Below are 25,114 nucleotides of genomic sequence, written 5' to 3'. Positions count from 1 at the left end.
AGAAACTAAAAAAGCAGCCTGGAAAATGATTAAACACTTATGCTACATACTATTGTTGTTAACTGTGGGAACAACGGCTATTGCACAGGATATATTAAAGGATACAAGGGTAACACTTCAATCTCCTGACAAGCGTATTACCCTTCAGTTTTATCAGAAACAAATGTCGCCCGGAAAAAAGCAAATGTATTACCAGCTGTCGTTTAAGAACAGTACAGTCATTCACGAATCTGCTCTTGATGTTCAACTGGATAATCATCTTTCCGAGCAGGCAATGGCTTTAAAGGTTGACAGGCATGAGAAGTGGTGCGAGAACCTGTTGATAAAGCATATTACAACTGCTTCCAAAGATACTTCCTGGCAACCATTATATGGAGAGCGGAACATTATCCGTGATCACTATAATTCAGCTACCGTTGAAATGGTAAAGGATGATAATCCGATTTATTCAATGCTGGTAGAAATACGGGTATATAATGAAGGCGCTGCCATTCGTTATGTATTCCCGGAAAATGAACGGGGGACTTATTACAGGATAACAAATGAAAATACAGAATTTTGTTTGCCTGAAGGTACCCTTGCATGGCATGCATCCTGGGCCCAGGCTCCATACAGATTATTGCCAATCAATAACTGGCCGGATGAGAGTGAGCGACCACTCACTTTGCAACTTCCAGGTAATATATATGCTTGCCTTGCAGAAGCACGGATGGTCGATTATGCGCGCGCTAAATTTAAACTCAGTACTGCGAAGCGAAACACTATTGTTACAAGCATGTATACTCCGGCCGACCTGATTTCTCCTTTCGGAACGCCATGGAGGGTGATTATGATTGCTGAAAAACCTGGCGACCTGATAGTTAACAACAATATTATCCTTAACCTCAATGATCCTTCAAAGATCAAAGATCCTGACTGGATCAAGCCAGGTAAAATAATGAGGGTGATGACACAAACAACAGCAGCTGCAAAAGAAAACATAGATTTTGCTGCAACACATCATCTGCAATATATCCTCTTCGATTGGAAATGGTATGGTCCTTCTTTTACATTCAATTCGGATGCCACAAAAGTGGCCATTCCTGATTTTGATCTACCTGGCATTATAAAATACGGAAAAGAAAAAGGCGTTGGGGTATGGCTTTATGTAAACCTGCAGGGATTGTATGCACAGTCGGATTCATTGTTCTCCATATATAAACAATGGGGCGTAAAAGGTGTCAAATTCGGATTTGTACAAACGGGATCTCATCGCTGGACCACCTGGATAGAAGACATGTTCAGGAAAACTGCCGAAAATCAGATAATGGTGAATGTACATGACGACTGGCGCCCTACGGGCGAACAGAGAACATGGCCTAACCTAATGACGGCTGAAGGGGTCCGGGGAAATGAAGAAATGCCCGATGCTACTAATAATACAGTTTTGCCTTTTACCCGTTATATAGCGGGCGCGGCAGACTATACAATTTGTTATTATGATAAACGAATCAAAACCACCCATGCCCACCAGCTGGCATTAGCAGCTATCTATTACAGCCCTTTGCAAACATTGTATTGGTATGATGAACCTGCCAGAAGTCACAATGAACCGGAACTGGAATTCTGGGATCATATTCCGGTTACATGGGATGAAACCAAAGTTTTACAGGGTAGTCCGGGACAATATATTACTACCGCCAGGAGAAAAGGAGAGGAGTGGTTCATGGGAACCATTACAAATGATAAAGCAAGGACAATAAAGATCAACTTTCGGTTCCTTCCGGAAGGGAAAAAGTTTATTGCAAAAATATATGAGGATGATCCTGCCGTTAATACTGCTACTAAAGTTGGTATGACGGAAAAAAAGATAGATGCCGCAACAGTATTGGATGTAAAACTTGTAGCATCCGGAGGTCAGGCTATCTGGATCAGGCCAGAATAGTATATCGGGCATAAGCGGACCGGGCGAGGTTACCACATAGGGTAATCCCGCCCATTTTTTTGTCCGGAAATATCAGGGTATTTTGTATACAACTGATCTTAAAATTTATTAGTTTCCCACTTTATAGCGTTATGAAAAGAGTGAACATGAAAGTGGTTTGGGCTTTTATATGCCTTTTAATAACTTCCCCGTTGACAAGTACCGGGACTCCTGCATTCCCATACCCCCCTATAACCTGCTTAGGGATTGAGCATGGCTTGTCAAATAATAGTGTCCGGCACATTTATCAGGATCATCAGGGCTTTATGTGGTTTGCTACTCATGATGGCCTGAACAGGTATGATGGATATGATTTTAAAGTTTTCAGAAACAGGCCGGGCGATAGTACTTCCCTGGTACATAATATTGTTTATTCTATCACAGAAGACCAGCGCCACATTTTATGGATTGGTACCAGGCAGGGAGTTAGCCGGTTTGATCATCTTTTAGATAAATTTACTACCGTAAGCTGGGATCCGGGTGGTCACAAGCCGGCTCAAAAGCTAAGGGCTGTTGTAAGAGATATTAAGTCGGACACAAAAAACAATGTTTTTATAGGCACTGAGGGTCTTGGTTTGTTGATTTGCAGAGATGGTATGATTACGGCTGCTTCTGTTCCTTTGATACAGTCGGGCACTAAAATAACGAGCTATGGTGTACATGCAATCAGAGTAGACAAGAAGAACAGAGTATGGGTGATTGTACAGGATCATGGCCTGGGCTTATTTGATCCCGGTTCTATGGAATTGCGACTGGTAGATCAGTCTGCTCCATCATCAGGCTGCCTTGAAACAGATGGAAAGCACGTATGGATGGGCGAATTAAATACGGTATATGATTATGATACAGAAAGTCATTCCACCATTAAACTAACAGAAGGAACAGACAGAGTCGAATCTCTTATTCTGGATAGTAATAGTAAACTTTGGATCGGCACCGAATCCGGCAATGTGAATATATTAGACCTTGACACAAAAAAGATGGAATACCTGACGCCGGGTGATAGCCGGTTTTCACTGGGTGGAGGAGGTATCCGCGATATTTATGAGGATAAAGATCACCGGAAATGGATAGCTACCTCAAGGAGCGGTGTAAATATCATAGATCCTCAGAAACACAGGTTCCAGACCTTTACGCATGAACCAGGGAATACTAATAGTCTTACCGGTAATACAATTTCCGCATTGAACGAAGCGCCTGATGGAAGCCTGTGGATAGGAACAGATGGTGATGGGGTGAATGTATGGGACAGGAAGCGGAATACTTTTTCCTTTTATTCCAATAACCCGGCAGATCCGGAATCATTATCCGATAATTTCATTACTGGTATTAAAGCAGATCATGCACAGAATATATGGATTGCAACATACAGACATGGACTAAACCGCTTTAATAATGCTACAAAGAGATTTAAGCATTATGCTTGTATGAATCCTGTTTCGGGCAAAGAGAACAATGTGGTATTTTCTTTGTATGAAGACAGTGGACATCAATTGTGGGCAGGTACTTTACGAACCAAGGGAGTCTATGGAGCTCTGTACCGGTATAATGATAAAGCAGACCGTTTTGAAGCATTTGACACTGATCTTTCAGACCTTTTTACGTTGAAAGAAGACCGTAATGGTACGCTATGGGGTGGAAATCTGGAGCAATTGGTAAAAATAGATAAGCTTAATAAGAAGCATCAGTTTTACCATATTGGTTATACTATAAGAACCATTTATGAAGATAAAAAAGGCAATTTATGGATAGGTACAGAAGGCGGCGGACTGATGCTCTTTGACAGGACAAAAAATACGGTAACAGCTACTTATACTACACTTGAAGGATTGTCTAACGATGTAGTGCTGAATATCCTGGGAGATGATCATGGTAATCTTTGGATGAGCACATACAAGGGATTATCAAAATTCAGTATTGAAGAAAAGAAATTTGAAAACTACTACCAGGGAGATGGACTGCAGAGCAATCAGTTCTACTTTAATGCAGCAACAGCATTACATTCCGGTGAAATGGCTTTTGGTGGCATAAAAGGGTTCAATTTATTTCATCCCGATAGTATATCTCCGGTTCATGCCATGCCACGTCTGTTCCTTACAGGGGTAAATGTTGATGGTAAATCATTGGAACAGTATAATAAATATATCAGCAAGGTAGATGATGATCACATCGTATCTATAAAGGTGCCTTATAATGAGGCGGTTATTTTGTTAAACTTTACTGCGCTTGAGTACTCAGCCCCCGATAAAATCAGATACGCCTATTTTATGGAAGGTTGGGATAAGAACTGGACCAACGCCGGTAACATGAGAATGGCTGCTTATACACATCTCAGCGAAGGCAATTATATTTTCAGAGCAAAATGTACTAATGCAGGAGGGCTTTGGAATCCTGAAGAGATTGTGCTGTATATTACTGTATTGCCTCCCTGGTATAGAAGCTGGTGGGCACTGCTTGCTTATGGAATGATATTGTCTTGTACAGCGTACATGTTTTTCCTTTATAAGATCCGGCAAAACAGGTTGAAATATGAGATCAGGGTTGCCCATGTGAGTGCAGAGAAGGAAAAGGAGATGAATGAAAAGAAGATGGCCTTTTTTACCCATGTCTCACACGAATTCAGAACGCCGCTTACACTGATCGTTAATCCGGTAAAAGAGATGCTAGCCAGTGCGCGGAATGAAGCGGAACCGGAAAAGTTAAATATCATATATCGGAATGCCCGTAGGTTATTGGGACTTGTAGATCATTTGTTATTGTTCCGCAAAGCTGATACTGATGGCGATAGTCTTAAACTGGTTAAACTGGATTTCAGTTCTCTTTGTAGTGAAGTATATTATTGTTTTGAGGAGCAGGCGCGGATAAAAAAGATCGACTATCATTTTGAGAGTTCGGGCGCAATGCCGGAAATGTATGTAGACCGCGAAAAGATGGAGATAGTGTTGTATAACCTTTTGTCTAATGCGCTCAGGTTCACTCCAGAAGGAGGGAAGATCCTGTTTGCTGTACAGGAGATGGCAAACAGTGTGGAGGTCAGGATTGCGGATAGTGGTCCTGGTATTCCGTCACATGTAGGAGAAGGGCTTTTCCGGAAATTTTACCAGGTAAGGGGCAATGTTTCTTCTGGTAGTGGTTTCGGGATAGGTCTTTATCTTGTTAAGCATTTTATGGAAAGTCACTTTGGAACGGTAAGTTATGAAAGCAGGGAAGGAGAAGGCACTACATTTTTGCTCACATTACGAAAGGGGAATGAGCACTTTGGGAACATGCCTGTATATGATGATATTGCAGAGGGGGGCACATTGTTGCATGAACTGGTTGATGAAAGGCCTGTTGAAGATATTCCCGAAAAAACAAACATTGACCTGGCCTTGCTGGTAACTGAAAAACAGACAATCCTGGTGATAGATGATGATGATGCGCTGAGAACTTATATTACACAGGTATTTGCAAATGAATTTACTGTTATACAAGCTGATAATGGAACGGAAGGAGCAAGACTGGCCAAACATTACCTGCCGGATATCATTATAAGTGATATTACCATGCAGGGTATGAATGGTATAGAACTTTGTACATTGATCAAAGAGGATCCCGTTATCTCACATATTCCTGTTATCCTGCTAACGGCCAGTACCGCTTCGGAAACCCGTCTAAAAGGGATTCAAAGTGGTGCAGATGATTATATTACCAAACCATTTGAGAATGATTTATTGTATGCCAGGGTAATTGGTATGCTTAAGAAAAGGAATACGCTGCAACAATATTTTTATAATGAAGTCACACTGAAAAAAAATGAACAGAAGGTTTCTGAAGAGTACCGGGAATTTCTCAATACCTGTATGAGAATAGTTGAAAGTCATCTGGATGATGATAACTTCTCGATCAAAACCTTTGCCTCTGAAATAGGTATGAGCCATTCGAGCCTGTATAAAAAAGTAAAATCCGTATCTGGTCAATCTATCAAAGGATTTATACGTTTTATCCGGCTTCGGAAAGCGGCAGAAATTATGATAAATTCCGAATACAATATCACGGAAATTGCCAATATGGTAGGATTTAATGATACTAAATATTTCCGCGAATATTTCCATGAACTTTTTGGCATGAATCCCTCTGAGTACATTCGGAAATTCAGAAAATCTTTCCATAACAACCTTCAATTGAATAAGAAGATTATAAAGGAATAATGTTTTATCCCTTAATTATTTCATTCACTCTGTTTAAAAAATGTAGCGGTGCCGGATGGTTAGGATCTATTTGATGTGCTTTTTCAAATTGTAGTTTGGCATTCTGATAGTCGCTCATATTGAAATAACATTCTCCAATAGAAAATTCAGCAAGCAAACTGTTGGGATTTACTTGCAATGAAAGTTTAAAGTCCTCAATTGCCTCATTCCATAGTCCCCGATCCATTTTGCAAAATGCCCGGTTATCGATAGCCTCAAAAAATTGTGGAAACAAATCTATTGCTTTTGAATAAACATCAATTGCATCTTTATACAACTTCTCATCAGTTAATCTTAGTCCAGATTGATAGTAATCATTTGCTATTTGAACATAATAATTAGGGGATTGTGTCTGTCTCAGGTATTCGTGGTAGCCAATTAAGTCAATCGAATTAACCGGTCTGTTTGCCAGCAAAACTGCATTTTCGAATGCTTTTCTGTCGAATGGGGAATGATGAATTAATACCGGTAGATTGTCAAGATCTGGAATATTTGGCAATTTGTCCAATTCGACATATGTCAAAACGTGATAAGTCTCCGCATCTTCTACAAGCAATTTGTAAATATGGCATTTATCCTCAAATTGCGTATAAAAGATGTCGCCTTCTGAAAAGCAAATCGAATTGTCAGAATCATTACTATCTGTTGGTGAAAATAGTCGTTTGAAGAAACTCATTTAATATTTCGTTTACGCACAAGAATGCAAAATCGTCAATGAATAGATTTTGATAATGTCCCACAAGTAAGTGTATAAAAGGCTAAATCCTGATTGTATTTAAATTGATCTGTCCCAAAGCGTCATTTTTGTTTCACGAACATAATAACATTTTCCTGTTATGGGAAATCTGACTTAGTTATTTTGGCTTAGAGGGGTGCCTTTTAACATTTTGCACCGTGATTATGAATGTTTTATATCCATGTTTCTGCAGATTTTTTCTGTCAGGCCTGCCACTATAAACCAGGGGAAAAATCGTTCATGGTGCTTTTTAAGGTGTTCATGTAGTTTTTTTGTGATGCCCATATAGTTTTTCGGAATAGGAAATGAATTAGTACTTAAATTGTAATAACGATGACAATCAATTTATTCATCCTTAAACCCGCTATAATGGAAAAGACCACAAATAATAAATTCATACGAAACCTTTCAGGGATTATGGACAAATGGGAGGGCAGGTTAATAGTAAGTGGATAGCAAGTTAATAGTGAGTCTATAGTTGCGTCACACCTGAAACACACGTAGAACATACTTTGAACACTCTTAGAACACGAACAGGTGCTCAAAGGATGTTCCGGATGTGTGTGACCAGTGATCCACCCCCAATTACGCAGCCTTTACTGGGCTGAACTGGCACCTTATGCCCGCCGGAATTTAAAAACAAACATTATGGTTACGCCATTAAAAGTACGATTAGCTTCATTCGCCGGTTTCCTATTTGGCACACAGCCGTCAGACGGTACAATCGCTCTTTATTCTTTAAATCAGCAAAAAAGAGCTAGTTTCATAGTTTGTGCCGATAACAAACAAATCATGGAAAAAGACGAAAATAGAGTAGTAGTAAGCCTTCCCGCCGAATTGGCAGCTAAAATTGCTGAACAGCAGCGGATTGCCCGTAGATATTTTCCTAATGATATTCATAAAGCAGTAGTTAGTATACATGCTGCCTGGAAACTCCTTCCTGCACCTAAATTTAATACCAGTTCATCGGATGCACTACTGCATGATTGTATTTATATCCTGAATTTTGCGCTAAAACATGAAGATGCAAGACAGTTGCTTGATCGCTGGATTAAAGACATGGAAATGAGTGGATACAAAATTGATAAAGCTTCCCCTTATTTGCTCATGGGAGAAACATTGCTCTTTCTTGAACAGGCAATAGAAGCACAAAAATATCTGCAAAAAGCATTAGAAATAGGTGGGGTGGCAACTTTTGCCGATCAACCTGCCTTATACCTGGATATTGCTTCAAAAAAAATCACGGATCAGGAATCGATCATGCAGGCATTCGAAAAAGAAGATCTGCTGGAAGTCTGGTTTAAGAATGAAGAAGTGATCAGTGCGAAACATACCGTTTCGAATGATATGCTTGAACAGATAGACAGGATTTGTGAGGAAGGTAGTGAATTGTTTGATGAAAATGAATACTTAAAAGCAATCAGAACATGGGAACAGGCATTTAGATTAATTCCAGAACCTAAAAATAGTTTTAGTCAGAGCTTGTGGCTGCATAGCTCTATCGGAGATGCCTATTTCCTGTTGAATGATTTTCAAAAAGCAGCTGCGCATTTTTTTGCCGCGAAGAGTAATAATGAGCAAAACGGTTATGCCAACCCTTTTATTATGCTTCGCTTGGGACAGAGCTATTTTGAACTGAATGATACAGTGAATGCAAAGGAATATCTTTTAAGAGCATACACTCTTGGTGGAGCAGAACTGTTCGAAAATGAAAAAAAGAAATACTTTGATTTTGTAAAATTGCAATAGAACATTCAATAAATGACAAATGATTGTCTTTCACCAGTTAAGCGATTCTGCACTTGCCCAAAGATTAAAAATGACATTCTGTTCTGAATAATTTCCTTTAATTTGCCGCCCATAATTATAATTTAGAATGAGAAACCAGCTTAGCATCGTGACAGCATGCCTGTCTTTATTCAGTTTTGTAGCCTGTACAAGTACAAAAAAAGCTCCTGCAACAACAGGAGAATTAGTAACCAACATTTCTGTACAACAACCCGTAAAAGTTGGAAGCCCATTAATGTTAACATTTACTGTAAGTAACACTTCAGGAAAAGAACTTAAATTCTGTAAATGGCACACTCCTTTTGAAGGCTTTAAAAACTCCTACTTTAATATTAAGAACAGCAATGGAGAAGAAGTTCGTTACAAAGGAATTATGGCAAAAAGAATCATGCCTCCTCCGGCAGATGCTTATACCACTGTGCCTGCAGGAAAAAGTGTAACAGTAAGCATTGACTTGCTGAAAGCCTATGACGTAGCCGCAGCCGGTAAGTACCAGATTACTTACGATGGCAGTGGAATGAGCGGACTTGAAAAGGTAAATGAAGCGACTTTTATTGTTACTGAATAACAAAATGACAGAGAGGCTGTATTCTTCTGATATGGCCTCTCTCTATTTACTTGATCCAGGTCTTATTCCATCCCCCATTACTTCTCCGATCCCAATTCCTATTATAAATACATGTACAGGTTCTCTGTAATGGAAACAATACCCGCAAAGACTATATTTGCAGACTATTTAAAAGAATACATATGGGAATGCATGAGTTTGAAGGACTGGCAGACGGATTAGTACTTGCCCTTGATGGTAGCGCCGACAGCGAGCAATTGGATCTGAGGTCTATGTACGCGTCTATTGCTGCTTTTGTTGGTAATTGGGATGCAAGCCTGCAACACTTTCATGTACTGGAACAGTTACTCTATCACCGGTTTACTTATGTATTCCCGGTGCAGGAGCACCCGGATTATGAGGCAAACAAGGAATATTTTGATAACCTGCACGGATATGAAACGATCTGTCGGGTGCCTGGTCTTGATTGGGATGGCGAGAATAACCCTGAAGTGGGCATCTTCTGCCATCCGGAAGAGGAATGGAGTGATTATGTGACAAGCATCCCTCCTGAATTGCTAAATAAAGGAATGCTTTATTTTGATGCTGGAGGGGAGTTGTGGGAACGTTTCGTCGCTACCGGCCGGCTAACAGGTAAAGATGCTCAGCCTCCGAAAGAAATTCCGCTGGAAGAGATCATTTTGCTGGCATTGAACGCATCCCTGTTACAAGAAGAAGATACACAATTGATCAGTATATGTTATGCCCTGATACCATCATATGTTGTTACTAAACAACCAGCTGAATTGCCAGCTCTGATGCAGAACAAAAGCATGCACGAAATCAGGGAAATAGTCATAGATACAGATGCATGTCGTTATAATAACGATTACGGCTATTGTCAGATGCCTTCCCCGGAGGAACTGGCAGATTATACACTATTAGATATTGATGAGGAGAAGATGCCGGAATTGGTTGCTTTTGTTGATTGGTGGTATGAACCGTTGAAGATGTATTATGCAGAACGCGGATCTCACCCGGAATACTGGACGCAATTGGCCCACGAAACCATGAAAGCTATTAATGAGCAACGTGGTAACTTAGATTATAAGCATTCACCCATCGGTATGGCTTACGCAAGCCTATCCGAAAACATCCTGAAAAAATTACCCGAAGAAATGTTGCCCAGCTGGATCCACGCTGCTCCTGCCCAATGGAAACAATATTTCACAGCAGAGGAACTACCGGAAATGGAAACACTGATCGCAGCAATGAAAAATCTATCAGAAAGTATCAGGGAAAAAGCTCTGCAAGCAATCAGTTATTTCGATAAATCATTGGAACTGTCGCCGGACAACTGGATGGCATTGTATAACCAGGGCTTATGTTTCATTGAACTACAGCAGGCACAGGAAGCATTGGCCGCTTTTAATGCAATCCTCAGCAAAGATCCCAACAGTGATTATGCCTATCTTGGAATAGGATTATGTGAGCTGATGGCAGAACGGCCGGAGCTGGCAAAAGAAGCAATCAGTAAAGCACTGGCACTCAATCCGGATAACCAGGATGCTGCAGCCTATTATGCATATATGTGGGGACAACAGTAATAAAAGACAAACCTTTAAGAATGAAATCAGATAAAAGCCTTGCACCATAACGTTGTAAGGCTTTTTTATGTCGCAATCAGCCTCCACATTTGTCGTATTCACACACCTTCCATTGCCTGAATGGGGCTTAATTTTGTTTGTAAATAGATCAGTCATGGAAAACTTCATATTAAAAGATGATATCAATGTAATGTGTGTTACTGCTGATTCATTCCCTGCTGGTATTTTGCCTGCTTTTGAAAAGTTGCATTCCCTGGTTCCGGATTACAGTACCCGCAAACAGTTTGGAATTTCGCGTCCTGATAAGAGCCGGAAAATCATCTATAAGGCTGGTGTTGAAGAGTTATCTGGAGGTGAAGCGGAGAGATTACATCTTGAAAAGTTTGTTCTGAAGAAAGGAAACTATATTAGTATAGACATTATTGATTTTATGAAAGATGTACCGGCAATTGGAAAAACATTTGAACAATTACTGGCAGATCCGCGTATAGATCCTGAAGGTGCATGTGTAGAATGGTATTTAAATGAGAAGGATGTAAAATGTATGGTAAGAATTCAATCAAAACTCTAAATAACATGCAAAGCAACAAAAAGATCAAAATTATTTATTGGTTTACTACCGGCCTTCTGGCAGCATTTATCCTCCCCGGTATTTTCTTCGTGAAAAGCGAAATGGCTTTAAAAGGAACCGAACATATGGGATTACCAATGTGGTTTCACTGGGAATTAAGTATTGGTAAATTCATAGGAGGAATCATCCTGATTCTGCCATTCTTGCCTAATCGCATTAAAGAGTGGGCATACGTTGCTTTTGGTATTGATTTTATATCAGCCACGATTGGAATTATTGCCGTGGATGGACTTAAACCTGAAGCACTTTTCCCGGTTATAATGTTTGTAGTCCTGGTTATTTCTTATATCACATGGCATAAATTACAGGGGCAAAAAGCTTAATTTAAATAGGAAAAGACAATCGCCAGGATTGTCTTTTCCTATTTATCACTCTTTATTCACTCAGTTCCACAGCTATTTCTACTAAGATATTCTGCAGATGAAAATAAAAACCAAAGGTCTTCCTGATCCTTTGTGGTTCCTGCTCCAGCGTTATTCCACCTTTTTTAAGATCTTCGAAAAGCGATAATACTTCTGCTTCATTCTTCAGATAGAAACCTATATGAAAAGCATCAGGGTAGGAAGTATTACCCTGCTGATTAAGGCGCTCATTCATCAGTACCAGCACAAATCCATCGGGTCCGTTTAGCACAGATAATGTATCATTAGGTTTACTGTCTGCAGATTGAAACTGCATATAAGTTTCAAAGAAAGATCGTGCAGAAGGCACGTCTTTAACTGTTAAGTTGATGTGATTTAATCTCATAGGTTAAGGTTTTAAAGCGGTTAGTACCATCTCCAGACATTGCAATACCTTATTCCGGGTAATGCCTTTTGGTTTCTGAGGATGAGGACCTTTCTGATTATGGAATTTAATAAGTTGATATAGCGGTGAGAAAGCAATTGACCAATAGATTTCAATATCCAGCTTTTTTACTTCCCCCTTTTTTACAGCATTACTATAGAACGCTTTCATCTGCGTTCTGTAGGTATTGTCTTCCAATTGGACTGCTGCCGTGATTAAGGGCGAATTAATAAACTGTTCCAGGAAAAAGGAATGATAAGGATGAGCAGTAAAATAATTAAACCGGTTTAACCATAATACTTTCATGCCTTCACTGAATGGCATATCTGCTGAGAAATTCTCCAGCGCAGAATGATTAGACGTATTATATACATATAGATACAATTGATTCAGGAGATCTTCCCGGTCTTTATAATAGATGTAAATAGTGGCAGGAGAAATGTCGGCCGCTTTTGCCAGCTTCTGCATACTAAGCCCCTTAAATCCCTCTTCAACAATCATTTGTAAGGCGGTATCCCTTACCGTTTCCTTTTTAGCTTCATTAAGAACACGCATAATAATGCAAATATAAATGAATGTTCGTTCACTTAAAAGAAATTATTAAAAAAATACCCGACCACTGGCATTCGTATAAGGCCTTTTAAAACGAAGTGACTGGAATATGAAAAACTAGCATTAAATTTAGTGCCTCTAAATCTTTCCCACATGAATAACATTTTTATCATGGGTACAGGTATTGCTTTATTGTTGGCAGCCTGTAATACACCAGACAATCATCAGTTAGTACAACAACAGGCGCAAACATACCTGGATGGCTACAATAAACAATATCAGGAGTTATGTTATGCTGATAATCTTGCTCAGTGGAAACTGAACACCCGTATTGTAAAGGGAGATACCATTACCGGACAACTGGCAGATGCTGCCGATAAAGCAATAGCGCAGTTCACCGGTAGCAAAATTAATATTGATTCATCGAAAAAATACCTGGCTATAAAAGACCAGCTCACCCCTTTACAGGTTCGCCAGTTTGAAGTGATACTGTTTAATGCGGGTAACAACCCTGCTGTGGCAGGGGATATTGTTAACCGCAGAATCATAGCTAATAACAAGCAAACTTCAGCACTGTTTGGCTTTAAATTCAGCATCGATGGGAAACCAGTTACAACTGGCGATATTGATGCTTTACTGGAATCGTCTACAGATCCTAAACAACGTCTTAAAGCATGGCTTGCGAGTAAAGAAGTGGGTAAAGTATTGAAAGATGGGCTGGACTCCCTGCAATACCTGCGTAATGCTTCTGTAACACCTCTCGGTTATAAAGACTTCTTCGATTATAATGCCCGTGAGTATGGAATGGGTGAAGATGAGATTCTGCAGATAACACATCAGTTCATAAAGGAAGTTTGGCCACTCTACAGGGAACTACATACCTGGGCGCGTTATGAACTGGCCGCTAAATATAAACAGCCGGTGCCGGATTATATCCCGGCAGAATGGTTACCTAACCGCTGGGGACAGGACTGGTCCGCATTAGTTGATGTTAAAGGATTGAGCATTGATTCGGTATTAAAAACCCACGGTCCTGAATGGATGGCGCATGAAGGGGAAAGATTCTATAAGAGTATTGGTTTTGATTCACTGCCTGCATCCTTCTGGGAAAAGAGCAGCTTATATCCCGTTCCTGTAGATTCTCCTTTTACCAAAAATAATCATGCTTCTGCATGGCATCTTGACCTGGATCAGGATGTACGCTCACTGCAAAGCATTACACCTACAACAGAATACTGGAGTACTGTATTACACGAATTCGGACATATCTATTATTACCAGTCTTACTCCAATCCAGAAGTTCCTCTTATTTTACGTGCTGGTGCCAACAGAGGATATCATGAAGCATTTGGAACCATGATGGGACTAGCATCGCTGCAAAAGCCCTTCCTGGAAAATCTGGGATTGATTAAGAAAAATATCCCTACCAATGATACATTGAAACTACTGAAAGAAGCTCTGAGTTATATCGTAAACATTCCATGGGGTAGCGGGGTAATGACGGAATTCGAATATAATCTGTATGCTAAAAAACTGCCGAAAGACCAATATAATAAACTCTGGTGGGATCTTGTAAAAGAATATCAGGGGATAGTACCTTCCTCACCTCGTGGAGAAGAATATTGCGATGCTGCTACAAAAACGCATATTAATGATGATCCGGCTCAGTACTATGATTACTCAATTGCAAATGTACTGGTGTTCCAGTTTCATACCTATATTGCCGACAGTATTTTGCATCAGAACCCGCATGCTACCAATTACTGGGGCAATAAAGCAGTAGGCAATTTCCTGCACAAAATAATGAAACCTGGAGCAAGCGCGGATTGGCGTGAACTACAAAAATCGTCTATCCATAGTGAGATGAGCGCTAAGGCAATGGTTGATTATTTTGCTCCACTAATGAGTTATCTGAAAAAAGTGAATGAGGGGCGCAAGTACACATTGCAGGAAAAACATTAATTGGACGATTTTTACTGCTGCCGTTGAATCTCAATGAGCTGATCTAAAATTAAAACAACTAATGAAGGCGATAATAATAACAAAACCCGGCGGGCCGGAAGTATTGCAGCTGTTGGATAGACCTCAGCTGCATACGTGGAAGATTATACTAAACTTTCAGATTTAAGAATATAACGTATTTTAGTGCCTCTAAAAAATTGATTATGAATAAAATTCCGGTAACAATAATAACAGGTTTCTTAGGCTCTGGAAAAACCACCCTGATCCGTAATCTCATTCAAAATGCAGAAGGCCGTCGGCTGGCTGTGATCGTAAATGAATTTGGTGAAATGGGAATTGATGGTGAAATCCTGAAGTCCTGTTGTACGAATGAAGATGATGTACTTGAACTGAGCAATGGCTGCCTTTGCTGTACCGTACAGGAAGAGTTCCTTCCTGTAATGCTGAAACTGATGGAACGTAAAGATACCATTGATCATATCATCATCGAAACATCCGGACTGGCTTTACCTAAGCCATTGTTACATGCTTTCAACTGGCCTGAACTGAAACCACAAATTACCGTGGATGCCGTAGTGACCGTCGTAGATGCAGTCGGCCAGGCTACAGGTGAAATCTGCGACAGGGAACGCGTACAGGCACAGCGCCTTGCAGATGACTCCCTTGATCATGAAACACCAATCGAGGAATTATTTGAAGACCAGCTATCCTGTGCAGACCTGGTAGTAATGACCAAAAAGGACCTGATCGGCGAAACAGATTTCGAAGCTGTTAAAGCCATTATCGCTAATAAAGTACGTCCTAATGTGAAAATGGTATCTGCTTCCAATGGAGTGCTGGCAACTGGTATCCTGCTGGGTGTTAATGCCGCGGCAGAAAACGATCTGGAAAGCCGCCATTCTCATCATGAAGAAGATCATGCCAATGGCCTGGAACATGAACATGACGATCATATCGATTCAGTAGTGGTAAATATCAATACGCCTCATACTCCCGAAAGCCTCGTGGAAATACTGAAAGAACTGATAGAAGAACATGAGATCTACCGTGTGAAAGGGTTTGTTAATATAGAGAATAAACCCATGCGTGTGGTATTACAGGGTGTTTCCAGCCGGTTCGAACATTATTTCGACCGTAAATGGAAAGAGGGCGAAACCCGTAAAACAAGCCTCGTGATCATTGGCGATGAACTGCACGAAAAGAACCTGGAATCGATCATCAATGAAAGGTTAATAATCAGCTCAGAAAACTAAACAGAAAATAATTGCACTTAATTCCTACTATTCCAGGAGGCTGGAATCCTAATGCCGAAGGCGTTTTTCATATAGAGCAGACACCCGGTGATATTGTATTTCTCTCGGCTGCCGATACAGAAATACATTCACTGAATAATGCATACAGGGAAATTCACCAGTCAGCTGCAAACGGTCAATCAGACATTCCCTCACTGCGTATTGCCAATCTTGTTTACCTTAAACAGGAACTAACGATTGACAAATACGTTGAAGAAGTGATAGGGGAGGCTAAGCTGGTCGTTTGCCGCTTACTGGGTGGTAGGAATTATTACCCATATCTCTTTGAAGCCATTAGTATTATATGTGAACAAAAGAAAATCCCCGTATTATTCCTCCCAGGGTATGATGCTCCAGATATTGAACTGCTGAACAGCTCTACGGTAGAGGCAAATATTGCCGATACCGTTTGGAAATATTTATGTGCTGGTGGGAAACAGAACCTTATTAACGGCCTGAAATATATCTTCAAAGCTGTTTTTAATTTACAATATTCATTTATAGCCCCTCAACGTATTGCGGATCTTTTTTTATTCCATCCTGTAAAGGGAATTATCTCCCAGGAAGAACAGACAGTTATTTGTAATAATAATCTGCCTAATGTCGTAATCCTGGTATACCAGACTCATTACCTTGCAGATAACCTGGAGCCGGTATATTATCTCGCAGAACAGCTAAGCAACAGTAAGGTCAATCCTGTGATTGCTTTTGTGAACAATTTACGGGATCAGCATACCTGCGATGAATTATTTGATCTGCTCACTAACAGGAATACACGCGTTATTGATGTAATCATTAACACTACAAGTTTTTCCATAAAATCATTAAGTGATAAAGAAGATGATCAGTTCATCTTCCTTAAAATAAATGCACCTGTTATCCAGGCTATTTTTGCATCCTGCACCCGGGAAATATGGGAGGAAAACCTGTTTGGCTTAACGCCTACAGATGTGGCCATGAATATTGCCCTGCCGGAAATCGATGGGCGTATTATCACTACAGCGGTTTCCTTCAAATCATCATTGGGTAAAGATGCACTGACAGATTCAGATCTGCTGAAGTACAGTAGCCATCCGGAAGGTTGTGATGTAGTAGTGGAATTTGCCCGGAAATGGATCACACTCAAATACAAAACGAACCAGGAAAAGAATATTGCACTCATCATGCCCAACTATCCCAATAAGGATAGCCGTCTCGCAAATGGCGTGGGTCTCGATACTCCGGCCAGCATCATAGAGATCCTGCATGCTTTGCAACAACACGCTTATCACGTGGGGGAATTTATCCCGGCCAACAGTGCAGAACTGATAGCACTGATTACACACTATGTTACCAACGATACAGATACTTCGCTCTACAGGCCCTATCAGGTAAGCCTTTCTGTGGAACAGTTTTCTCATCACTTCAACCAGCTTTCTTCCGCATTACAACAGAAAGTAACACAGCAATGGGGCAAGCCGGAAAACTCACCAAATTATAATGAGGATGCTTTTATCATCCCCGGATTTTTACTGGGAAACATCTTTGTGAGTATCCAACCTTCGCGTGGATATAATCAGGATGCAAAGGCGATCTATCATTCGCCCGATCTAGCGCCTACCTACGCTTACCTTGCCTACTATTTTTGGGTGAACAATGTGTTTAATGCAGATGCTGTGATCCATGTAGGTAAACATGGCAACCTGGAATGGCTGCCGGGTAAAAGTGTTGCTTTAAGTAAAGATAGCTGTTTCCCTGCGGCATTGCTCAATCCCATCCCTCACTTCTATCCGTTCATCGTCAACGATCCGGGAGAAGGAACGCAGGCAAAAAGAAGGAATCATGCTGTTATCATTGACCATCTGATTCCCCCTATGACAAGGGCTGAGAGTTATGGCGCGTTAACGAAACTGGAACATTTAATCGATGAATATTACGAAGCATATAATATAGATCCTAAGCGGACGGCCAGCATCAAAACAAAGATCAAACAACTGGTAAGTGAGGCTAACCTGGAAACAGACCTGCAATCATCTGTCAATGATATTGATGAACTATTGGTTAAACTGGATGGTTACCTGTGTGAACTGAAAGAAGCTCAAATCCGCGACGGACTGCATATTCTGGGCAAGGCACCTGAGGGCGATCAGTTAATCGATCTGCTGATAGCATTGCACCGCGTACCGGTATCAGGACAAGCAGGGATTACACAATCTCTGGCAAAGGATTTACAATTACCATTTGATCCCCTGAACTGTGATTATAAGGAACCATTTTCAATGACAGGCAATCCGCTGTTTACCGATTGCAGAATCATTGGAGATGCTGTTGAAGTACTGGAATTATTAATCAGATCAATACTTACGGAATTACTGTCAGGCGATTCAACCGATTCGGGTAAGCTTACAGAATCAATGCAGTATCAACTTACAACTGCTCATTGTAAATTTATTCTGGAAGATACACTTCCCAAAATACGCCTTACCACCAAAGAAATAGGCAACCTCTTAACCGGATTGAACGGATACTATGTGCCTTCCGGCAGTTCAGGAGCACCTACGCGCGGAAGGCTTGATGTACTGCCTACAGGGCGTAACTTCTATTCTGTGGATGTTCGTACCATTCCTACAGAAACAGCGTATAATCTGGGTCTGAAAAGTGCAAATTTAATAATCAACAGATATCTGCAGGAGCATGGAGATTATCCTGAATCAATAGGCGTGTCCGTTTGGGGCACTTCTACCATGCGTACCGGTGGCGATGATATTGCTCAGGCATTTGCTTTAATGGGTGTGAAGCCGGTCTGGCAGATGGCAAACAGAAGAGTATCTGATTTCGAAATCATCCCCCTCATCTTGCTAAGAAGGCCACGTATAGATGTGATGTTAAGGATTTCGGGGTTCTTCAGAGATGCTTTCCCGGACGTGATTTCCTTATTCAATGCTATTGTGGAAAGGATAGCACAGCTAGACGAACCACTGGATCAGAATCCTGTCCGCAAGCGTTTCCTGAAAGAAAAACAGGAATGGAAGGATAAGGGAGTTGATGAAAGTAAAGCGCACAAACGGGCATTATTCCGTGTATTCGGATCTAAGCCGGGCGCTTATGGTGCAGGCTTACAGGCTGTAATAGATGAAAAGAACTGGCAAACAAAAGAAGACCTTGCCAAAGTATATATCAATTGGAGCGGTTATGCCTATGGAAGCGATCGTATCGGAGAATCAGCACACGAAGTATTTGAAAAACGCTTGTCAGATATCCAGATCGTGATGCACAACCAGGACAATCGCGAACATGATATCCTGGATTCAGACGACTACTACCAGTTCCAGGGAGGAATGGCGAATGCGGTGCAATCCATAAAAGGGGAGCAGCCGGCTATTTATTTCGGTGACCATGCCCGTCCTGAAAACCCGAAGGTGAAAACACTCAAAGAAGAATTACTGAAAGTATACCGTTCACGGGTCATCAATCCCAAATGGATAGAAGGGGTAAAACGGCATGGATATAAAGGTGCTTTTGAGATGGCCGCCACGATGGACTACCTGTTTGCTTATGATGCTACTACCAACCTGGTAGATGACTTTATGTATGAAGGCATCACACAGGAATATTTATTCAATGAAGACAACCGGGAATTTATTGAACAGGTAAACCCCTGGGCTTTAAAAGATATGACAGAAAGGATGCTGGAAGCTGTACAACGGGGTATGTGGAAAGAACCCAAACCAGAAACACTGGAACGTTTACAGGCACTTTTTGTAGAAACGGAAATATAAATAATTGACTTAAGACAATGTTTGCAGGTAGTCTGAATATCTGAGGCTTCGGGTGGGTAATTGTGGGCCTTGGCCATTTGACACACGCTTGATATCGTCCAATTGATGTTCTAAAGTCCATACGTTTGATAAAGCCAGATAGAATTACTGTCAAACGGGTACAGCCCACAATCCTACATGAATCCAACGCGACAGCATAATCTTTTTCCGCATGAGAATGGTTCTTTTTATATACCCCGACGCCGTCTGGCTATATAAAAAGAACCAAACTAACTAAAATATATTCGCAATCAGCTGCAAAGCCCCATACTTATGTTCCGGACTTAACATCGCAGTGGCCGACACCGGAATATGATACTTAAACACCGTCAGATCTTTGTTCACTGTAATCCCCGCATTCACTACATTAGGATGATCTCCGTAAAAATTCTTCTGTAATCCAAACGCAAATCCACCACCAACAAAAGCATGCACGTTATAAGTATCAGCAATATAAAGTGCCTGATCAAGTTGTACATAATGTGAATAGGCATTTGTCAGATCGCCATTCTTATTTCTATATGTATCTCTACCCAGTATAATCGTATTCCAGCTAACGGTAAGCGGTAACTTCATCGGAATCTTATAGGCTACACCTACATCAATAAAGTGAGAAGTACTATCCTTGCTGTAATCGAAGATATTAGCATTCGGATAATTACTGAAGTTGTTAATATCCCATATTGCCGCGCTGAAGTTTCCTGCAGTATATTTCACGTAGTAATCAAACTCTTTGTAATCTCCGGTGAAGCTGGCGCCGCCCCAGAAGCCTGCCTGGAAGTGTCCATCTTTAGATATGTAGTACATGTCAACATCTGTGATGGGCGCATTGGAGACTTTAAAACCGCGCCATAAATATAGACTCCTCACTTGTAGATTTACATTAAAAGGCTGGTATTTCTTAACAGGAAGAGAGTCCTTATCCTGTGCGTTTCCGTTTAGGCAAACGATTGTCAGGCAGGCAGCCAGCAGGCCCGCATTTAAGAATGTTTTCATGATGTCTGTTATTTAATGACAGGTAAACCAGAGAGGCTTCTGGTACCTTTTTTTTAATGGTAAACTAGTGTTTAGAACAAATAACTAACCGGCGTGCAGCCGGTTAGTCTGCATTTACGAAAGATTCAGGAGATGGTATTATTTTAATGACAGGAAAACAACAGCAGCCAGGGAGGCTCCCAGTATCGGTCCCAGCACAGGAATCCAGGCATATCCCCAGTCGCTGCCGGCCTTCTGAGCCTTAATTGGCAGGAGTGCATGTATAATCCTGGGCCCAAGATCCCTTGCCGGATTAATGGCATATCCGGTAGTTCCTCCTAAGGAAAGGCCAATCACCCATACAACTATGGATACAGGTAATGCTCCTATTGAACCCATTCCTACAGGTTGGTGCGTAGGCGTTATTTCGGCCCCTGTGATGTATAAAATACTGATGATAAGCACAAAGGTGCCTACTACTTCATTGATAAAATTAATGCCGGTATTCCTGATAGCAGGAGCGGTGCAGAAAGCCGCCATTTTTGTACCACCATCTTCGGTACGGTCAAAGTGATCTTTATATGTGAGCCATACAAAGAATGCTCCTATCATAGCACCAATAAATTCCCCGGCAATATATGTTGGCACATCAGCCCAGGGAAACTTGCCGGCTATGGCAAGCGCAAGGGTAACAGCAGGGTTAAGATGCGCCCCGCTGTATGGCCCCGCGACAACAACACCTACGAACACTGCAAAAGCCCATGCGGTGGTAATAACGATCCATCCACCGCTATTACCTTTAGTATCTTTTAATACAACGTTGGCTACTACGCCATTGCCCAGGAGTATCAGGAGGGCGGTGCCAATTATCTCTGCAATAAAGGGTGTCATAATTAATACATTAAAAAGTTATCAATGCTAATGCAAGGATGTCTGAATGAATCTTAAAGTTGGCAGAAATGTCTTCTTTAACGTGGAGTTGTGGAACTGCGCGTGTGATTCTTATTCTTCAGACCATCCTTGAGCTTTTTCTACTGCTTTTTTCCAGAAATGAAGTAGTTTTTCAGTATCCTCTTTTTTCATTTCAGGTTCAAATTTTCTTTCAACGGCCCACTGCTTTTTCACTTCGTCAACGTTATCCCAGTAACCTACCGCAAGTCCTGCGAGATAAGCTGCTCCTAAAGCCGTTGTTTCGAGTATCCGTGGACGTGTTACATTACTGCCAAAAATGTCTGACTGGAATTGCATCAATGCATTGTTTGCCACTGCACCTCCATCTACTCTTAGTTCTGTTGATTTTTTTCCGGAATCAGATTCCATGCTGCGCAACAGATCGTTCACCTGGAATGCAATTCCTTCCAATGCAGCACGTGCAATATGTGCAGACGTTGTACCACGGGTAATTCCTAAGATTGCACCACGGGCATATTGATCCCAGTAAGGTGCGCCAAGGCCGGTTAATGCGGGCACGAAATATACACCGCCATTATCTTTCACAGATGCTGCAAGGGTTTCACTTTCAGCGGCAGTTTTGATAATACCAAGCCCATCGCGTAACCATTGTATTGCTGCTCCGCCTACAAACACGCTTCCTTCCAGTGCATACGTTACCTGACCTTTTATTTTCCAGGCAACAGTTGTCAGTAAATTGTTTTTGGAAGGCACAGGTTTATTGCCGGTATTCATCAGCATAAAACATCCTGTACCATAAGTATTCTTGGCCATACCTTCTTCTACACACATCTGGCCAAACAACGCTGCCTGCTGATCTCCTGCAATTCCTGCAATAGGGATTTTAGTCGCAAAGAGGGTAGTGGCGGTATTGCCATATATTTCACTGCTTTCTCTTACTTCCGGTAACATGCTTTCGGGGATGGTGAGGAGTTCAAGTAGTTCCTTATCCCATTGCATGGTGTGAATGTTAAATAATAGCGTGCGACAGGCATTCGTTACATCAGTGATATGCATTTCACTACGGGTAAATTTCCATATCAGCCAGCTATCGATCGTACCAAAACAAAGTTCTCCTTTCTCTGCTCTTTCCCTCGCGCCTTCCACATTATCAAGAATCCATTTCACTTTTGTGCCGGAAAAGTAAGCATCGATAACAAGTCCGGTTTTTGCTTTTATCTTGTCTGATAAGCCTTTCTCCTTCAGCTCGTCGCAATATTTAGCCGTACGCCTGTCCTGCCACACAATTGCATTATATATAGGTGTGCCGGTTGCTCTGTCCCATACAACAGCCGTTTCCCGTTGATTTGTAATCCCAATAGCTGCAATATTGGTACCATTCAGGTTTGCTTTAGCTATTACTTCTGCAGCCACAGATGATTGGCTATACCATATTTCGTTGGCATCATGTTCTACCCATCCCGGTTGAGGAAAGATCTGTTCAAACGGTTTTTGTGCGACGGCTACAATTTCACCTGCATGGTTAAAAATAATTGCACGTGAAGAAGTAGTGCCCTGATCTAGGGCAAGTATGAACTTTTCTGTTGTGCTCATAAAGCAAAATTTTATGTGATTAGATTAACGTATATCCTTTGGCTAATTGAGTAAAATCATTGATCTCGTTTTGAATCCAACCGGCATCACGGCCTAATTCATCTGCCATAATCCGGGCTACTTCAGGAGCTGCCGAAACAGCCGCACGTGCATCCAGGAATAACAGACGGAAACGGCGTCCCAGCACATCTTCCACATGTCTTGCATACTCGTTCTTTACGGCCCATACTACCAGCGCTTTAGTGTATGGATATTGTGGAAGCAACTTTTCTCCGAGAGCAGGATTGGCAGCTATGAGTTTCTGAATCTCTGCCAGATCAGATCCGTAAAAATGCAAAGGATCTTTGTGATCAATACCGGAATACCCATGTATATGCAGATGTTCTGTTACACAAGTTTTATTAGGAATGAACCCTTTCTCAATGGCTTTCTGTACGGTATCCTGTGCCATCCGCCGGAAGGTGGTCCATTTACCGCCGGTAATGGTGATCAGACCGGAATCAGATATGATGATCTTATGACTGCGTGATATTTCTTTAGTTTTAGCTCCTTCTTTTGCAGGTGCTGCTAATGGTCGCAAGCCCGCAAAAACGGCTTGCACATCTGAGCGGAGTGGTTTCTTAACAAGGTACTTCCCGGCAGTAGAAAGGATAAATTCAATTTCTTTATCTAATGCATGTGGTTCCAGTTCCGGATGATCCCGGATAGTATCTGTAGTTCCTACAATCAGTTTATCATGCCAGGGCACCGCAAAGAGTACTCTTCCATCGTCTGTTTCCGGTATCATCAAAGCATTTTCTCCGGGCAAAAAGGAGCGGCTGAGTGTAATATGCACTCCCTGACTAGGGCGTACCATATGTGGCGCATCCGGCCTGTCCATATGAAGGATATTATCAACATACACCCCGGTAGCATTAATTACTACTTTTCCTACCGCTTTATAGGTAATTCCGGTTTCTATGTCTTTCGAAATAATCCCTACTACTTTCTTATTGTTATCTTTTATCAGGGATTCTACCTTCATGTAGTTCAGCACAGTTGCACCATTTTCGATGGCCGTCTGGGCAATGTTCAGCGCCAGGCGGGAATCATCGAATTGCCCATCATGGTACAGTACACCTCCTTTCAATCCTTCCTGCCGTATAGTGGGCAGGGCTTCGATAGTATGCTTTTTGCTTATGTATTTAGAAGCCCCCAGACTGAGTTTACCGGCAAGCATGTCGTAAAACTTCAATCCCAGAGTATATTTGATATTATTAAACCAGGAGTAATTGGGTATGATGAATGTTTCGTTTTTTGTGAGATGAGGGGCATTTTTGAGGAGTAATCCTCTTTCGTGGCAGGCTTCCCTTACAAGTCCAAGGTCGCCCTGTGCCATATAACGAACTCCGCCGTGTACCAGTTTGGTTGCTTTGCTGGAAGTTCCTTTGGCAAAGTCAGCCTGTTCAACTAATAGGGTCTTATATTGACGAGTTGCTGCATCCATCGCTATTCCCAGACCTGTGGCGCCTCCGCCTATAATGATCACATCCCATTGACTTTCAGAGGATAATTGCTGTAATAACTGTGATCTATCCATAAAATAAGTAATTTAAACCAATCGAAACTTTCTTTTACTTTCCTTTTGTTATGTAAATATGTTTCGTTTTGTTATTATTTCCAAATTTTTCTTTGTTTTGCTATTATTTTAGGAAAACGTTAACCTTGTGTAATTGTTCAGCATTTTACCAAACCATGTTAAAAC

General features: G+C 41.3%; 17 protein-coding genes. 10 read left to right on the top strand and 7 right to left on the bottom strand.

Going from position 1 to position 25,114, the window contains the following annotated elements; genetic code table 11:
- Positions 1-25 precede the first annotated feature (25 nt).
- Both BM176_RS09185 and BM176_RS09180 read left to right on the top strand, forming a co-directional pair.
- Positions 26-1,924: a glycoside hydrolase family 97 protein gene (locus BM176_RS09185; RefSeq protein ID WP_090103329.1), complete on the top strand. Its 1,899-nt coding sequence runs from the start codon at positions 26-28 to the stop codon at positions 1,922-1,924.
- A 131-nt stretch (positions 1,925-2,055) separates the two neighbouring features.
- Complete coding sequence (locus tag BM176_RS09180; RefSeq protein ID WP_090102076.1) at positions 2,056-6,153, top strand: hybrid sensor histidine kinase/response regulator transcription factor; 4,098 nt, start codon at positions 2,056-2,058, stop codon at positions 6,151-6,153.
- Between the two features lie 4 nt (positions 6,154-6,157).
- Here the strand turns inward: BM176_RS09180 and BM176_RS09175 are convergent, their stop codons facing one another.
- Positions 6,158-6,868, bottom strand: a complete 711-nt coding sequence (locus BM176_RS09175; protein ID WP_090102075.1) for a tetratricopeptide repeat protein — start codon at positions 6,866-6,868, stop codon at positions 6,158-6,160.
- A 708-nt stretch (positions 6,869-7,576) separates the two neighbouring features.
- On the opposite strand from BM176_RS09175, the gene BM176_RS09170 reads away from it, so the two are divergent.
- The 5 genes from BM176_RS09170 to BM176_RS09150 all read left to right on the top strand — a co-directional run bounded on the left by BM176_RS09170 (position 7,577) and on the right by BM176_RS09150 (position 11,824).
- Complete coding sequence (locus tag BM176_RS09170; RefSeq protein WP_090102074.1) at positions 7,577-8,677, top strand: tetratricopeptide repeat protein; 1,101 nt, start codon at positions 7,577-7,579, stop codon at positions 8,675-8,677.
- 127 nt (positions 8,678-8,804) lie between these two features.
- Positions 8,805-9,284, top strand: coding sequence for a hypothetical protein (locus BM176_RS09165; protein ID WP_090102073.1), 480 nt, complete (start codon positions 8,805-8,807; stop codon positions 9,282-9,284).
- Positions 9,285-9,466: 182 nt separating this feature from the next.
- The gene (locus BM176_RS09160; protein WP_090102072.1) at positions 9,467-10,870 is read left to right on the top strand and encodes a tetratricopeptide repeat protein; all 1,404 of its coding nucleotides are present in this window, start codon (positions 9,467-9,469) and stop codon (positions 10,868-10,870) included.
- A 154-nt stretch (positions 10,871-11,024) separates the two neighbouring features.
- Positions 11,025-11,441 (top strand): transcriptional regulator, encoded by a 417-nt coding sequence (locus BM176_RS09155; RefSeq protein ID WP_090102071.1) that lies wholly within the window; start codon positions 11,025-11,027, stop codon positions 11,439-11,441.
- 5 nt (positions 11,442-11,446) lie between these two features.
- A complete protein-coding gene (locus tag BM176_RS09150; protein ID WP_090103327.1) occupies positions 11,447-11,824 on the top strand; it encodes a DoxX family protein in 378 nt (125 codons plus the stop codon).
- Positions 11,825-11,876: 52 nt separating this feature from the next.
- Here the strand turns inward: BM176_RS09150 and BM176_RS09145 are convergent, their stop codons facing one another.
- Both BM176_RS09145 and BM176_RS09140 read right to left on the bottom strand, forming a co-directional pair.
- Positions 11,877-12,248: a VOC family protein gene (locus BM176_RS09145; protein WP_090102070.1), complete on the bottom strand. Its 372-nt coding sequence runs from the start codon at positions 12,246-12,248 to the stop codon at positions 11,877-11,879.
- Between the two features lie 3 nt (positions 12,249-12,251).
- Positions 12,252-12,842 carry a TetR/AcrR family transcriptional regulator gene (locus BM176_RS09140; protein ID WP_090102069.1) on the bottom strand — a complete coding sequence of 197 codons (591 nt, stop codon included), beginning with the start codon at positions 12,840-12,842 and terminating at the stop codon, positions 12,252-12,254.
- Between the two features lie 150 nt (positions 12,843-12,992).
- Between BM176_RS09140 and BM176_RS09135 the strand changes: the two genes are divergently transcribed.
- The 3 genes from BM176_RS09135 (at position 12,993) to cobN (ending at position 19,851) form a co-directional block, all read left to right on the top strand.
- On the top strand, positions 12,993-14,801 hold the full coding sequence (locus BM176_RS09135) for a M2 family metallopeptidase (protein WP_090102068.1): 1,809 nt from the start codon (positions 12,993-12,995) through the stop codon (positions 14,799-14,801).
- Between the two features lie 203 nt (positions 14,802-15,004).
- Entirely contained in the window at positions 15,005-16,054 is a 1,050-nt protein-coding gene (gene cobW, locus BM176_RS09130) for a cobalamin biosynthesis protein CobW (RefSeq protein WP_090102067.1), read from the top strand.
- A gap of 11 nt (positions 16,055-16,065) precedes the next feature.
- Complete coding sequence (gene cobN / locus BM176_RS09125) at positions 16,066-19,851, top strand: cobaltochelatase subunit CobN (protein WP_090102066.1); 3,786 nt, start codon at positions 16,066-16,068, stop codon at positions 19,849-19,851.
- Between the two features lie 273 nt (positions 19,852-20,124).
- Here the strand turns inward: cobN and BM176_RS09120 are convergent, their stop codons facing one another.
- From BM176_RS09120 to BM176_RS09105, 4 genes are all read right to left on the bottom strand, one after another.
- Positions 20,125-20,886: a hypothetical protein gene (locus BM176_RS09120; protein ID WP_090102065.1), complete on the bottom strand. Its 762-nt coding sequence runs from the start codon at positions 20,884-20,886 to the stop codon at positions 20,125-20,127.
- A 138-nt stretch (positions 20,887-21,024) separates the two neighbouring features.
- Positions 21,025-21,756: an MIP/aquaporin family protein gene (locus tag BM176_RS09115; protein ID WP_090102064.1), complete on the bottom strand. Its 732-nt coding sequence runs from the start codon at positions 21,754-21,756 to the stop codon at positions 21,025-21,027.
- A gap of 111 nt (positions 21,757-21,867) precedes the next feature.
- On the bottom strand, positions 21,868-23,370 hold the full coding sequence (gene glpK / locus BM176_RS09110) for a glycerol kinase GlpK (protein WP_090102062.1): 1,503 nt from the start codon (positions 23,368-23,370) through the stop codon (positions 21,868-21,870).
- A gap of 19 nt (positions 23,371-23,389) precedes the next feature.
- Entirely contained in the window at positions 23,390-24,949 is a 1,560-nt protein-coding gene (locus tag BM176_RS09105; RefSeq protein ID WP_090102061.1) for a glycerol-3-phosphate dehydrogenase/oxidase, read from the bottom strand.
- Between the last annotated feature and the right edge of the window lie 165 nt (positions 24,950-25,114).

It is taken from the genome of Chitinophaga sp. CF118, assembly GCF_900112615.1.
Taxonomy (GTDB): domain Bacteria; phylum Bacteroidota; class Bacteroidia; order Chitinophagales; family Chitinophagaceae; genus Chitinophaga.
This window is presented reverse-complemented; position numbering and strand designations above follow the sequence as displayed.